Origin of the sequence: Microbacterium sp. CBA3102 (assembly GCF_007954505.1) — a bacterium.
Lineage (GTDB): Bacteria > Actinomycetota > Actinomycetes > Actinomycetales > Microbacteriaceae > Microbacterium > Microbacterium aurugineum.
The window spans coordinates 1,377,678-1,391,537 of record NZ_CP042412.1; the positions used below are offsets into that span (position 1 = coordinate 1,377,678).

The following is a 13,860-nucleotide window of genomic DNA, read 5'->3' on the forward strand; positions in this document are numbered from 1 at the left end:
ATGGGGCCGAGCGGCGCGGGCAAGTCGACTCTGCTGCAGGCGCTCGCGGGCCTCGAGCCGTTGACCGCCGGGGAGATCGAGGTCGCGGGACGCGTGGTCGACCGCGTGGCCACACCTCGTGTGCGGACAGCTCCCATGAACCGCGGCATCGTGCTGCTCGGGCAGGAAGCGCGGCTGTTCCCCCACTTGTCCGTGCGCGAGAATGTCGCCTTTGGTCCTCGTGCCGTCGGGCAGGACGTCCGCGCGGCACGAGACTCGGCCGACGAATGGCTCGCACGCGTCGGACTCCCGGGGGCGGGGACCGCATGCCGCGCGAGCTCTCCGGTGGCGAGGGGCAGCGCGTCGCGGTCGCCCGAGCGCTCGCCGCGTCGCCACGCGCCGTGCTGCTCGACGAACCGCTGGTCGCGCTCGATCCGGCGACGGCCGGCGACATCCGACAGATGCTGCGTGATCAGCTGGCGGGGATCACCACGATCGCGGTCACGCACGATGCTGCGGATGCTGTCGCCCTCGCCGATCGGCTCCTGGTGATCGAGGCGGGGCGGGTCACGCAGCACGGACCTGTCCGCGAGGTGCTGTCGGCACCCGCTTCGGGCTTCATCGCTGCGATCGCAGGTGTCAACCGGCTGGTGGGCGTCGCCGCGGACGGGGGCTGGCGCGGGGGAGGTCTGCGTCTCGGAAGCACGGACCCTGAGTCGCTCGCGCTCGCCGCGGTCGATGGCTCACCGCTCGCCGCGGTGTTCCGTCCCGCCGCGGTGCGCATCGAGCCAGCTGACGACCCGCACGCGTGGTCCAGCCGGATCCTCCGACTCGAGCCCATCCTCACGGGAGTCCGCCTGCACACCGAGCACTGTCAGGTCGACACCTCGCTGGCGGACGCCGTCGACCTCGTGGTGGGCGACGAGGTGCACCTGCGCGTCGATCCTGCCCAGGTGCGGTTCGTCCCCGCGTCCGTCGCCTCCGTCGCTCCCGTCGCTCCCGTCGCGATATGACAGCCCCCACGCGCATATGGGCTGCCATATCGCGACGGGAACCTCAGGTGTTTCGGCCCCGAGGGGGGAAGCGGCGGGTTAGTCTCGAACGATGACGGGGAGTGGCGGAGCGCGATGACGGCCGTGCCGGTGGTGATCGGTGTGCGCCCGCCGCACGCCGGTCCGACGGCGCAGAGCCCTGGCCACTCTGCCGTCGAAGCAGGTCTCGTCGACACGCACGGCCGGGTGCACCGGGATCTGCGCATCTCGCTCACCGACCGCTGCTCGCTGCGCTGCACGTACTGCATGCCGGAGCAGGGGAACGAGTGGCTCGCCCGCACGAGCATCCTCTCCACGGATGAGATCGTCGAGGTCGCCGAGGTGGCCGCCGCTCTCGGCATCCGCACGTTCCGCCTCACCGGTGGCGAACCGCTCCTGAGGGCCGACATCGTCGAGGTCGTGCGACGCGTCTCCCGCATCGAAGGCGAGGACGGACCCGTCGAGGTCGCCATGACGACCAACGGCATCAGCCTCGCCCAGAAACTCCCGGCGCTGATCGAGGCCGGACTCACGCGCCTCAACATCAGCATCGACACGGTGAACCGTCAGCGCTTCGCCGACCTGACCCCGCCGTGACCGCCTCGACGACGTATTCGAGGGCATCGCGGCGGCTGCGGCCTCGGAGCTCCGTCCGCTCAAGCTCAACGCGGTCGCGATGCGCGGCGTCAACGACGACGAGCTGGTCGACCTCGTGGAGTTCGCGATGGGTGTGGGTGCGCAGCTGCGCTTCATCGAACAGATGCCGCTCGACGCCGGACACACCTGGGACCGGGCGTCCATGGTCACGCGCGAGGAGATCCTCGCGTCGCTGGGGGAGCGCTGGCATCTCGATCCGGTCGAGGGGCGTGGGGGAGCACCTGCAGAGAAGTGGCGGATCGACGGCGGACCGCACGAGGTCGGGGTGATCGCCTCGGTCACCGCCCCGTTCTGCGGTGCGTGCGACCGTCTGCGCCTGACTGCCGACGGCCAGCTGCGCAACTGCCTGTTCTCGAACGTCGAGTACGACCTCATCGAGGTGCTGCGCGGGGAGTCGGCCTCTGCGCCGGGTGCCCGCTCCGCCGGGATCGCCGAGATGCTGCGCTCCTGTGTGCACGGCAAGCTCCCGGGGCACGCGATCAACGACCCCTCATTCCTGCAACCGGCGCGCGGCATGAACGCGATCGGCGGCTGAGTCGACGTATCGACGGAACGGGGGGCTGAACGGATGTGGGAGCAGATCGGGCAGGGGCGTGCCGGGTATCGGTTGACCATCCGGGCGACTCGGGTCTCCCTGCGCCAGCTCGTCGCGATCATCGTCGGCTGCGTACTCGTGGGAGGAGCTGCTGCCACGGCGGCGTTGATCGCGATCTCCGTCGAGACCGACTCCATGCTCGGCCGCTCCGACGTCGTCCTGGTCGCCGGTGGCTTGGCCGTCGTCATCGCGCTCGCCCTCTTGTGGATCTTCGCCTGGCGGAGGAAGCGTTACGTCGTCGAGTGGGATGACCGGGGGATCCGGATCATCGGTGCTGGGGCGGAGCGAGCGCTCCCTTGGGCCTCCATCGCTCGTGTGCTGATCCGCCTCGACACGGACTACGCCCGTGTCGAGGTGAGAAGCAGGGATGGGGGGTCTGTGACGCTCTTGGCCGGCTTCGGCTCCCAGGACGTGAAGAAGGCCAACGCGATCGACCCGATTCCCGGCGAGGTCGTCGGCCTGCTGAATCACCATCTTTCTGCGGCCCCACCTCCCCCGCGGAACGCGCTCGGCCTGCACGTCTTCCTGGGCGCGCAACAGACTGTCCCGTGACCGCGGCAGTCGACAACGACCAGGCACCTTTTCGTATACACAAATAGGACATTTTCGTATACGCTATTCGCATGAGCGAGCACCTGCTGAATGGAAAGCCCGTCCCGGACGAGCAGATTCAGGCGTGGGCCGACGAGGCCGAGGCCGGGTACGACCTGTCGAAACTCCCGAAGCCGCGTCGAGGTCGACCGACCGTGGGCGATGGCCCCGGCGCGGTGATCCCCGTGCGGCTCGATGCGTCCACGATCGCGGCCCTGACAGCGCGCGCTGAGGCGGAGGGCATCGCCACGCGTTCGGAGGCGATTCGCGCCGCAGTGCGCGAGTGGGCACACGTTGCCTGACCTACACCGATCGGCCCGCAAACACTACCGGCGCGACCAGCTCGACGACTCTTCCGTGCTCTATGCGGTCGAGCACGTCCTGCAGTCGCGCCCGCTCGACGATGAAGACGACCCGCGCCGTTGGCTCATGATCGCCGCCGACCCTGCTGGCCGCCTCCTGGAGCTCGTGGTGTTGATCTACGACGACGGTTACGAGCTGATCATTCACGCGATGAAAGCCCGGGCGCAGTACCTCGACGAGCTGTAGGGCGACTCGCGTCCGCCTCAGTCCAGGAACTCCCGGGCCGCGGCCGACAGGGCGGTCACGCCGACCTCGATCGTCGGGTGGATCTCGGGCGCGAAGAACGGCGAGTGGTTCGTCGGGATGTCCTGCTCGAGTCGACCCGCGGCGACCGCCTCGGCGAACCGCGCGGGGTCGACGCCGCCCCAGAACCAGAACACGAGCGGCACGCCGGCGTCGCGCGCGAACCAAGACACGTCCTCGCTGCCGGTGAACATGCCGGGGTCGATGACGGACGCCTCGCCGAGGGCCCGCTGGATCGCGGTCGTGACGCGGGCCGTGGCATCCTCATCGTTGATCGTGGCGGGCAGGGTGTGGTCGGTGCGGATCTCCGGCTCACGCTCGGCCCCGGATGCGGTGGCTTCGGCCCGCACGATGCGCTCCACGCTCGCGAGCACCTTCTCGCGTGCTTCCTCGTTCGGGTAGCGCAGGCTGAGCTCGAGCTTCGCCTCGGCCGGGATGATGTTGTTCTTGAGCCCGGCGTGGATCGAGCCGACGGTCACGACCGCGACGCCCTGCGGATCGATCTCGCGCGAGGCGATGGTCTGCAGGCGCATCACGGTCGCCGCAGCCATCACCACCGGGTCGATCGTGGCGTGCGGGCGCGAGCCGTGTCCGCCGCGGCCGTGCAGGGTCACGGTGAGCCCGTCGGAGGCGGCCATCTGCGTCCCGCTGCGCACCCCGACGATGCCCGCGGGGAGTGGGGTCACGTGCTGGCCGAGCACGATGTCGGGACGGGGGTAGCGGTCCAGGATGCCGTCGTCGAGCATGGCGCGCGCCCCGGCCCCGTACTCCTCGGCGGGCTGGATCAGTACGACGAGGGTTCCCGACCAGTCGGAGCGCTCCGCGACGAGCCTCTCCACGGCGCCGATCATGGCGGTGACGTGCATGTCGTGGCCACAGGCGTGCATGACGGGGACGGTGGTGCCCGCGGGGTCGACGCCCTTCGCGGTGCTCGCATACGAGAGGCCGGTCTGCTCGTCGACCGGGAGCGCGTCCATGTCGGCGCGCACCCACACCACGGGGCCATCGCCGTTGCGGAGAAGGCCCACGACCCCGGTGACCCCGACGCCCTCCTCCACCTCGAGGCCGAGATCGCGCAGATGCCGGGCGGCGATGCCCGCGGTGCGCGTCTCCTGGAACGAGAGCTCGGGGTGCTGGTGCAGGTCGATGTAGAGCGCTTCGAGGTCGATCGTCATGGCCCGAGCCTAGTCGGGCGTGTCGGGGCCGTCAGCCGTCCGTGTCGTGCGCGTAGGTCTCCAGCTCCGGCCCGGGATGCAGCACGGCGTTGACGATGGCGCGGATCGCGAACTCGCTCGTCTCGCCGAGCTCCACGACCTCCGGATGCAGGAGCCACTGCAACTGCAGGCCGTCCATCACGGCCAGGATCGCGGCGGCCGCGTCGGCGATGCGGCGCGGATCGCTCACGCCCTCCTGGGCGCACAGCTCGTGGAAGGCGTCCGTCACCTCGCGGCGAAGCGTCGTGTAGCGCTCTTCGAAGAACGGGCGCGACGGATGGTCATCGGTCACGGATTCCGCGGAGAGCACCGTGTACGCCTGCACGATGCCGGGGCGCTTCGCATTCGTGAACGCGGTGCGCACGAGGTGCAGGAACAGCTCCGGTCCGCCGGGGATGTGCTTCTGCGCGAGCCCCGCCACGTCGTCCTGATCGCGGTAGGCGAGCACCTCGAGCAGCAGCTTCTGCTTCGACCCGAAGTGGTGGAGCACGCCGGCGTGCGTGATGCCGACCTGTTCCGCGACGTCGGCCAGTGTGCCGTTCGTCGATCCCTTGTTCCCGAAGATCTCGATGGCCGCCTTGAGGATCTGCTCGCGTTTCGCGAGCGTCGCCGGGCGCACGCGCACCGTCTGGTCGCTGTCTGCCATCGCCGTTCCTCCATTGCCGAGCCGTGCTTGCGATCCAACTTACTACTCGGTAACCTCACTGAAACTTACTTTCTCGACAGTAAGCGAATCACACCAGACCGGCGCAGCAGCCTCCGCCGGTGCCGCAGCACAAAGACCGTGCCCAAGGAGAAGCAATGAAGCTCAGGAAATCTCTGATCGCGGCGACCGCGATCACCGCCCTCGGTATCTCGGCCCTCGCCGGATGCTCCGCAGGAGGAGGGGGCGACGAGTCCGGCAGCGGTGCCGGTTCCGCCTCGCTCACGATCGCGAAGCCCGACGGCGCGATCACCACCGAATCGAACAACCCCTACGTCGGCGACTCGTCCGCCTCGAAGTACGGCTACGGCAAGGTGATCTTCGAGACCCTCGCCCTCGTGAACCAGACCGGCGACCGCGGGGTCACCCCGTGGCTCGCCGAGAGTCTGGAATGGAACGACGACTACACGCAGCTCACGGTCGTTCCCCGTGCCGACGTCACCTGGAGCGACGGCGAGCCCTTCACCGCCGACGACATCGTCTACTCCTACGAGCTCGCCTCCACCCCCGCCCTCGACACCGCGGGCCTCCAGCTCGACAGCGCTGCCGTCGACGGCGACAAGGTCGTGCTGACCTTCGCCGCCTCGAAGTACGTCAACCAGGCCCGCGCCCTGCACGTGCCGATCGTGCCGAAGCACATCTGGGAGAACCTCGACGACCCGGCCACCGACCCCGTCAAGGGCGACGACCTGGTGGGTACCGGACCCTACGTCCTCTCGAACTGGTCGACCGAATCGGTCACCCTCGACGCCCGCGACGACTACTGGGGCGGCGATCTGGCCGTTCCCGAGCTGCACTACGTCTCCTACGGCGACAACACGGCGCTGACCACCGCTCTCGCCAACGGCGACGCCGACTGGGCGCAGGCGTTCATCCCGCAGATCGAGGAGCAGTTCCTGTCGGTCGACCCCGAGCACAACAAGTTCTGGGCCGCTCCCACCACCGGTTCGGCGACGCTGTTCATGAACCTGCAGCAGAAGCCGTTCGACGACCCGGCCTTCCGCCAGGCGCTCGCCTGGGTGATCGACCGCGACGCCTACGTCGACATCGCCCGCGAGGGTGCCAGCGAGGCCGTGTGGTCGGTGACCGGGCTCTCGTCGATCCTCGAAGACGAGATCCAGCCCGAGTTCACGGACGTGGACTACTCGGTCGATGCAGAGAAGGCCCGCGACCTGCTCGAGACCGCCGGCTACACCTGGAAGGACGACGCGCTGATCGACCCCGACGGTGCCCCCGTGTCGTTCACGCTGTCGGTCCCCTCGGGCTGGAGCGACTGGAACACCGCGCAGGAGCTCATCGCCGAAGACGTCACCGAGGCCATCGGCGCCGAGGTCAAGATCGACATGCCCGACTGGGGCGGCTGGGCCGATCCTCGCGACAACGGCACGTTCTCCGCGATCATCCACTGGCTCGAGGACAGCGGGACCGCCTACGGCCTCTACACCTCGACCATGGACCCGCGCTGGATCTCGGACGGCAAGGCCGGCTTCAACTTCGGTCGCTTCGACGACCCGGAGGCGACGGCAGCCCTGAACTCCTACGCGAACGCGTCGTCGGATGAGGAGCGCACCGCGGCACTCGACACGTTGCAGACGATCTTCGCTGAGCAGGTGCCGGCCATCCCGCTGGGGGCGCACCCGCTGCTGGGCGAGTTCAACACCCGCAACTACGTCGGATGGCCCTCGGAGGAGGACCCGTACGCGTCGGCCGACCCGACGCAGCAGAACATCGTGCAGATCCTCACGAAGCTGAAGCCCGCCGAGTAAGCACCGGGTGGGGAGCCCGGGTGGACGACCCCGGGCTCCCCTTCTCCGCCGACGAAAGACATCACCATGCCAGACCCTCTCCTCAGCGTGCGCGACTTCTCGGTCGTGTACGACGTCGATCCGCCCGTCGAGGCGGTGAAGAACGTGAACCTCGAACTGCAGCGCGGCGAGATCCTCGGTCTCGCCGGTGAGAGCGGGTGCGGCAAGACCACACTCGCCTACGGAGTCCAGCGCCTGTTGCGTGCGCCGGCCGTGATCACCGGCGGCAGTGTGACCTTCCACGATGCGACCGGCGTCGACATCGACATCGACGCGCTCGACGTGGACGCGATGCAGCGGTTCCGTTGGGACAAGGTCTCGATGGTGTTCCAGGGCGCGATGAACGCCCTGAACCCGGTCGCGACGATCGGCTCGCAGCTGGAGGACGTCTTCGAGATCCATCGCCCCGACATGAACCGCCGGCAGCGGCATGCCGAGGCCGAGGAACTGCTCGAGATCGTCAAGGTCGGGCGCCAGCGCATCCGCTCCTTCCCCCATGAGCTCTCCGGCGGCATGCGCCAGCGCGTCATGATCGCGATGGCCCTCGCGCTGCGCCCGCAGCTGATGGTCATGGACGAGCCGACCACCGCCCTCGATGTGCTGGTGCAGCGCGAGATCCTCACGCAGATCTCGCAGCTGCGGCACGAGTTCGGCTTCTCGGTGATCTTCATCACCCACGACCTCCCCCTCCTCCTGGAGATCAGCGACCGGATCGCGATCATGCGGGAGGGCGAGATCATCGAGCTCGCCACCGCCGAGCGCATCTGGACGCGGCCCGAGCACGACTACACGAAGACACTGCTGTCGTCGTTCCCCCGGTTGACCGGGGAGAGAGGGGTGCTGGTGCGATGACCACCCTCGAATTCCGGAACATCACGAAGACGTACAACGTCCGCGGTGCCGGCCAGCTCAAAGCGCTCGACGATGTGAGCTTCACGCTGACCTCCGGGCAGACGATCGGCCTGGTCGGTCAGTCCGGCAGCGGCAAGTCCACGATCGCGAAGATCCTCACCCAGCTCGAGACCCCGACCAGTGGACAGGTGCTGCTCGATGGCGTGCCGATCCCGCGCCGCGGCAAGGGGCTGCGGAAGTACCGGCAGCAGTTGCGCATGGTGTTCCAGGACCCGTTCGCCTCCCTCAACCCGTACCACTCGATCCGTTACCACCTGGAGCGGCCGATCCGCCTCGATGACGTGGTGCCCAAGGGGGAGACCGAGGCCGAGGTGCGCCGTCTGCTCAACAGGGTCCGGCTCGACCCGGACACCGTGATCGACCGGCGTCCGCACGAGCTCTCCGGCGGACAGCGACAGCGGGTGGCCATCGCCCGTGCCCTCGCGTCTCGCCCTTCGCTCCTCGTCGCCGACGAGCCCGTGTCGATGCTCGACGTCTCGATCCGCCTCGGTGTGCTGAACCTGCTCGCCGACCTGCAACGTGAGGAGGGGCTCGGCGTGCTCTACATCACCCATGACCTCGCCACCGCCCGTCACTTCAGCGACGAGATCATGGTCCTCAATCAGGGCCGGGTCGTGGAGTACGGCGCCGCTGACGAGGTGATCCTCAACCCGCAGGATCCGTACACGCGGGAGCTGCGCGCCGCGTCGCCCGACCCGGACAAGCACTTCGCGACCTCGATGGGAGGTGCGCTGTGAGCGCCGCTCTGCCCCGGCTCGACGACGAGCTCGCGTCCCGCGACGCTCTCGAGGTCGGCACCACGGCGACCGTCGCGGAACGCGGACGCCGGAAGATCCCGTGGCGCTTCTTCGCCGGGCGTGCCGGTTTCTACCTGTTCACGCTCTGGGCGGCCATCACGATCAACTTCTTCCTGCCGCGCCTCATGAAGGGCGACGCGGTCAGCTCCTACCTCGCGCGCAACCGCAGCGTGAGCCCGGAGGCCGAGGAAGCGCTACGCATCCTGCTCGGCATCGACACCGACAAGTCGATCTGGCAGCAGTACATCGAGTACTGGGGGATGCTGCTGCGCGGCGACCTCGGCATCTCGACGCTGCACGGGCTGAGGCCGGTCGCCGAGGTGCTCGCGTCGGCACTGCCGTGGACGCTGGGCCTGGTCGGCATCGCGACGATCATCTCCTTCACGATCGGCACGATCGCCGGTGCCGTCGTCGGATGGAAGCGCGGCAGCAGGCTCGACGCGATCATCCCCGTGACGACCTTCTTCAACACGATCCCCTACTTCTGGCTCGGGCTCATCGCGATCGCGATCTTCTCGTCGACCCTGAAGTGGTTCCCCTCCTCGCACGCCTACGACAAGGGGCAATCCCCGGAGTGGAGCTTCGACTTCATCGGTCAGGTCATCATGCACGGCACACTGCCCGCCCTGACGATCGTGGTCGCCTCGCTCGGCGGATGGGTGCTCGGCATGCGCAACATGATGCTGACCGTGCTCGACGATGACTACATCACGGTGGCCCAGGCCAAGGGCATGCCCAACAAGCGCGTGCTGTGGGGCTATGCCGCCCGCAACGCGGTGCTGCCGCAGATCCAGAGCTTCGCGCTGTCGATCGGCTTCATCGTCGGCGGCACGATCGTGATGGAGATGGTCTTCAGCTATCCGGGCGTGGGCAAGCTCCTGCTCGATGCGACCAACGCCAAGGACTTCGCCCTCATGCAGGGCGTGTTCCTCGTGATCACCCTGTCGGTGCTCGTGGCCAACATCCTCGCGGATGTCGTCTACGCCTACCTCGATCCGCGCACCCGCCAGATGGAGTCCTGACATGACCGTTCCCACCACCACCGAGAGCACCGCGCCCGACGGGTCGGCCGTCGTCTCCGGCATGCCCGAGACCGCCACGCTGCGCACGCCGCCGGCCGACGCACCGCCACGCAAGACCTTCTGGTCGCAGCTGGGTCAGGCGTTCGCGATGTTCCGCAACCCCAAGTCGATCGCCGGGCTGATCATCCTCGGTGTGTTCGTGCTCGTCGCGATCCTCGCTCCGTGGATCGCCCCGTACGGACCGACTCAGAAGGATCGCACGGCGCTCCGGCAGCCTCCTTCGTGGGAGCACTGGCTGGGGACGACGCACATGGGCGAGGACGTGCTGAGCCAGATCATCTACGGCACGCGCGGCGTCATCGTCGTCGGCTTCCTCGCAGCCTTCATCGCCACGATCATCGCGATCACGATCGGGGTGATCGCCGGCTATGTGCGCGGCTGGAAGAGCGAATCGCTGTCGGCGCTGACCAACGTGTTCCTGGTGATCCCGGGTATCCCGCTCATCATCATCATCGCCTCGCAGTTCGACAACCCGCCGCTGATCGTGATCGCCGCCGTGCTCGGCATCACGGGCTGGGCATGGGGTGCGCGCGTGCTCCGTGCCCAGACGATGTCGCTGCGCAACCGTGACTTCATCCAGGCCGCCCGCGCCAACGGCGAGCCTCTGCGCCGGATCATCACGGTCGAGATGCTGCCCAACCTCATGGCCCTGATCGCTTCGAGCTTCGTCGGCACCGTGACCGCCGCGATCCTCGGTCTCACCACGCTGGCCTTCATCGGGGTGATCCCGGTGAGCAACCTGAACTGGGGGACCGTCCTGTTCTGGGCCCAGCAGAACGGCGCCTTCCCGCGCCTGTGGTGGTGGTACGTGCCGGCCGGACTCTGCATCGCCATCATCGGCGTCGCCCTCTCGCTCATCAACTTCGGCATCGACGAGTACGTCAACCCGCGCCTGCGTTCGGCGGGCGAGCGGGCCAGGGCCATGAAGAAGAAGGGGCTGAACGTGAACGACGCCGTCACGGCCGTCCGCAGCGTGCCCCTGCCGCAGAAGAACTCCGATCCCTCGCCGACTTCGACCCGGAACACCCCGTGATGACCTCTCAGACTCTGACCACCCAGCTCCCGTACCAGGACCCCGCGCTCTCGATCCCCGAACGTGTGGCCGACCTCCTCGGCCGTATGACGCTCGAGGAGAAGGTCGGGCAGATGCTGCAGCTCGACGCCCGCGACGACCTCGACGATCACGTCGCACGCCGCCACGCGGGCTCGATCCTGCACACCTCGCCCGAGCGGATCCTGCGCGCGAACCAGCTCACGGCGCAGACCCGCCTCCGCATCCCGCTGCTGGTGGGCGAGGACTGCATCCACGGGCACTCGTTCTGGCCCGGGGCGACGATCTATCCCACTCAGCTCGGCATGGCCGCGACGTGGGACCCCGATCTGCTCGAACGCGTGGCCCGTGCGACGGCCGAGGAGGTCGCGATCACCGGCATCCACTGGACGTTCTCGCCGGTGCTGTGCATCGCCCGCGACCTGCGGTGGGGCCGCATCAGCGAGACCTTCGGTGAGGATCCGTTCCTGATCGGGGAACTCGCCTCCGCGATGGTGCGCGGATACCAGGGGGAGGGGCTCGACGACCCCACGGCGATCCTCGCGACGGCCAAGCACTTCGCCGGATACTCCGAGACCCAGGGCGGACGCGATGCCAGCGAGGCCGACATCTCGCGGCGCAAGCTCCGCTCCTGGTTCCTGCCGCCGTTCGAGCGCGTCGCCCGCGAGGGCTGCCGCACCTTCATGCTCGGCTACCAGACCACCGACGGGGTGCCGATCACCACCAATGACTGGCTGCTCAGCGACGTCCTGCGCGGGGAGTGGGGGTACACCGGCACCCTCATCACGGACTGGGACAACGTCGGACGGATGGTGTGGGAGCAGCGGATCCAGCCCGACATCACGCATGCGGCCGCCGCGGCCGTGCGGGCCGGAAACGACATGATCATGACCACGCCGGGGTTCTACGAAGGTGCCCTGGACGCCGTCGCTGCGGGCATGCTCCCGGAGGACGCGTTCGATGCGGCCGCCGCGCGCATCCTCACCCTCAAGTTCGAGCTCGGCCTGTTCGAGAACCCGCGCCTCCCCGGTGCGGGGCTCGACGAGGTGGTCGGCAGCGCCGCGCACGCGGAGCTGAACCTGGAGACGGCACGCCGGTCGATCGTGCTGCTCGAGAACGACGGCCTCCTGCCGCTCGACGCCGCCGCCCCGGTGCGGGTGGCCGTGGTCGGTCCTCTGGCGGACGACGCGCAGACGCAGCTCGGCGACTGGGCCGGGGGATCGGGGCAAGCCGGGTGGCTCGACGGTCAGCCCCGCGAGATGATCACGACCGTGCTCGACGGACTGCGCGCGGTCGACGGCTGGACGGTCACACACGCCCGGGGCGCGGACATCCTCACCCTGCAGGAAGACCCGCAGGGACCGTTCTTCCCCGACAAGCAGCCGCGTCCACCGGTCGTGCAGCCGTGCGCCCCGGATGCCGAGCTGATCGCCGAGGCCGTCGCCGCGGCAGCCGATGCGGACGTCGTCGTGGCCGTGGTCGGGGACCGGATCGAGCTCGTCGGCGAGGGTCGTTCCACCGCGATGCTGGAGCTCATCGGCGGGCAGAACGCCTTGATCGATGCGCTCATCGCGACGGGGAAGCCCGTCGTCGTGGTGCTGCTGGCCTCCAAGCCGCTCGTGCTCCCGGCATCCGCGTCGAAGGCTGCCGCCGTGATCTGGGCGGCGAACCCTGGCATGCAGGGCGGGCGTGCGCTCGCCGAGATCATCTCCGGAGCGGTCGAGCCGTCGGGCCGCCTGCCCATCTCGTTCGCCCGGCACGTGGGCCAGCAGCCGACGTACTACAACCAGATCCGCGGACAGCACGGCGACCGGTACGCCGACCTCACGCAGTCACCGACGTGGGCGTTCGGTGAGGGACTGTCGTACACGACCGTCGAGTACTCCGACCTGGAGCTCGAGGCGACCTCGCTGGAGGAGACGGACACGATCGTCGGCCGGGTCACGGTGGCGAACACGGGCACGCGGCCGGTGCGCGAGACCGTGCAGGTGTACGTGCGCGATGCGGTGACCAGCGTGAGTTGGACCGACAAGGAGCTCAAGGCCTACCGTCAGGTCGAGCTCGCGCCCGGGGAGTCCGCGCGCGTGCGTGTGGAGTTGCCGGTCGCCGACTGCACGATCGTGGATGCCGCGGGCACGCGTCTGGTCGAGGCCGGCGCGTTCGAGCTGTTGGTCGGCCCCAGCTCGCGCGACGACGTGCTCCTCGCCGCGGACTTCGAGGTCGTGTAGTTCCCGGTCCCTGGTTCCTGGTTCCTGGTTCCTGGTTCCTGGTTCCTGCCGAGACCCCCGCTGGTCGTCCGCACCCCCTCCCACAGACGTCTGTGCACGGGGGTGTCGACGACCAGCGGGGGTCTCGACCTGGAGAGAGGAGGGGGCGTGGGGGCTAGGCGTCCAGGCGGCGGGGGCCTGAGCCCTGGGTGCCGAGCGCGTCGTCGGGGTTGAGCAGACCGCAGGCCTTCATCGACAGGCAGCCGCAGCCGATGCATCCGGTGAGCTCGCGTTCGAGGCGCTCGATGCCCTCGCGGCGCTTCTCGAGTTCGCGCTTCCAACGTCGGGATGCCCGCTGCCAGTCGGCGTGGCTCGGGGTCTCGGTCAGCGGCACGTCGGCGAAGGCCGCCTGCACGTCGGACAGCGGGATGCCGAGGCGCTTGGCGACCGTGATCAGGGAGACGCGGCGCAGCATGTGCCGGGCGTAGCGGCGCTGGTTGCCGGGGGTGCGGGTGGACGCGATGAGCCCGAGCGTCTCGTAGAAGTGCAGGGCGGACGCGGCGACTCCGGTGCGTCGGGTCATCTCGCCGATCGTCAGCGGTTCGTCGGGTGCGTGCGGGCTCATCCGGG

13 protein-coding genes and 2 pseudogenes are annotated in these 13,860 nt (G+C 68.8%); 12 read left to right on the forward strand and 3 right to left on the reverse strand.

The features are described 5' to 3' along the window. From FGL91_RS19325 to FGL91_RS06625, 6 genes and pseudogenes are all read left to right on the forward strand, one after another. Window positions 1–234: pseudogene (locus FGL91_RS19325) on the forward strand (ATP-binding cassette domain-containing protein); the annotation flags it as partial. Window positions 235–266: 32 nt separating this feature from the next. Then, window positions 267–992 (forward strand): ATP-binding cassette domain-containing protein, encoded by a 726-nt coding sequence (locus tag FGL91_RS06605; protein WP_322619404.1) that lies wholly within the window; start codon window positions 267–269, stop codon window positions 990–992. Window positions 993–1,106: 114 nt separating this feature from the next. Next, window positions 1,107–2,202: pseudogene (moaA, locus tag FGL91_RS06610) on the forward strand (GTP 3',8-cyclase MoaA). A 33-nt stretch (window positions 2,203–2,235) separates the two neighbouring features. Next, entirely contained in the window at window positions 2,236–2,814 is a 579-nt protein-coding gene (locus FGL91_RS06615; protein WP_153243420.1) for a hypothetical protein, read from the forward strand. A 71-nt stretch (window positions 2,815–2,885) separates the two neighbouring features. Beyond that, complete coding sequence (locus tag FGL91_RS06620; protein WP_131492040.1) at window positions 2,886–3,155, forward strand: ribbon-helix-helix domain-containing protein; 270 nt, start codon at window positions 2,886–2,888, stop codon at window positions 3,153–3,155. Between the two features lie 55 nt (window positions 3,156–3,210). Further along, the gene (locus FGL91_RS06625; RefSeq protein ID WP_227991946.1) at window positions 3,211–3,402 is read left to right on the forward strand and encodes a toxin; all 192 of its coding nucleotides are present in this window, start codon (window positions 3,211–3,213) and stop codon (window positions 3,400–3,402) included. Between the two features lie 17 nt (window positions 3,403–3,419). On the opposite strand, the gene FGL91_RS06630 is transcribed toward FGL91_RS06625, so the two are convergent. Both FGL91_RS06630 and FGL91_RS06635 read right to left on the reverse strand, forming a co-directional pair. Continuing rightward, window positions 3,420–4,634 carry an amidohydrolase gene (locus tag FGL91_RS06630; protein WP_153243421.1) on the reverse strand — a complete coding sequence of 405 codons (1,215 nt, stop codon included), beginning with the start codon at window positions 4,632–4,634 and terminating at the stop codon, window positions 3,420–3,422. A gap of 31 nt (window positions 4,635–4,665) precedes the next feature. Further along, on the reverse strand, window positions 4,666–5,319 hold the full coding sequence (locus tag FGL91_RS06635) for a TetR/AcrR family transcriptional regulator (protein WP_131492043.1): 654 nt from the start codon (window positions 5,317–5,319) through the stop codon (window positions 4,666–4,668). 155 nt (window positions 5,320–5,474) lie between these two features. Between FGL91_RS06635 and FGL91_RS06640 the strand changes: the two genes are divergently transcribed. From FGL91_RS06640 to FGL91_RS06665, 6 genes are all read left to right on the forward strand, one after another. Next, a complete protein-coding gene (locus FGL91_RS06640; RefSeq protein ID WP_131492044.1) occupies window positions 5,475–7,142 on the forward strand; it encodes an ABC transporter substrate-binding protein in 1,668 nt (555 codons plus the stop codon). Window positions 7,143–7,208: 66 nt separating this feature from the next. Continuing rightward, complete coding sequence (locus FGL91_RS06645) at window positions 7,209–8,033, forward strand: ABC transporter ATP-binding protein (protein WP_131492045.1); 825 nt, start codon at window positions 7,209–7,211, stop codon at window positions 8,031–8,033. Further along, window positions 8,030–8,830 carry an ABC transporter ATP-binding protein gene (locus FGL91_RS06650; RefSeq protein ID WP_153243422.1) on the forward strand — a complete coding sequence of 267 codons (801 nt, stop codon included), beginning with the start codon at window positions 8,030–8,032 and terminating at the stop codon, window positions 8,828–8,830. The genes FGL91_RS06645 and FGL91_RS06650 overlap by 4 nt, the downstream gene beginning before the upstream one ends. After that, complete coding sequence (locus tag FGL91_RS06655) at window positions 8,827–9,912, forward strand: ABC transporter permease (RefSeq protein ID WP_153243423.1); 1,086 nt, start codon at window positions 8,827–8,829, stop codon at window positions 9,910–9,912. Before FGL91_RS06650 ends, FGL91_RS06655 begins: the two co-directional genes overlap by 4 nt. Window position 9,913: 1 nt before the next feature. Beyond that, window positions 9,914–11,005 (forward strand): ABC transporter permease, encoded by a 1,092-nt coding sequence (locus tag FGL91_RS06660; protein ID WP_194239331.1) that lies wholly within the window; start codon window positions 9,914–9,916, stop codon window positions 11,003–11,005. Further along, a complete protein-coding gene (locus FGL91_RS06665; protein WP_194239332.1) occupies window positions 11,005–13,251 on the forward strand; it encodes a glycoside hydrolase family 3 N-terminal domain-containing protein in 2,247 nt (748 codons plus the stop codon). Before FGL91_RS06660 ends, FGL91_RS06665 begins: the two co-directional genes overlap by 1 nt. Window positions 13,252–13,405: 154 nt before the next feature. On the opposite strand, the gene soxR is transcribed toward FGL91_RS06665, so the two are convergent. Next, window positions 13,406–13,855 carry a redox-sensitive transcriptional activator SoxR gene (gene soxR / locus FGL91_RS06670; protein WP_047524863.1) on the reverse strand — a complete coding sequence of 150 codons (450 nt, stop codon included), beginning with the start codon at window positions 13,853–13,855 and terminating at the stop codon, window positions 13,406–13,408. Between the last annotated feature and the right edge of the window lie 5 nt (window positions 13,856–13,860).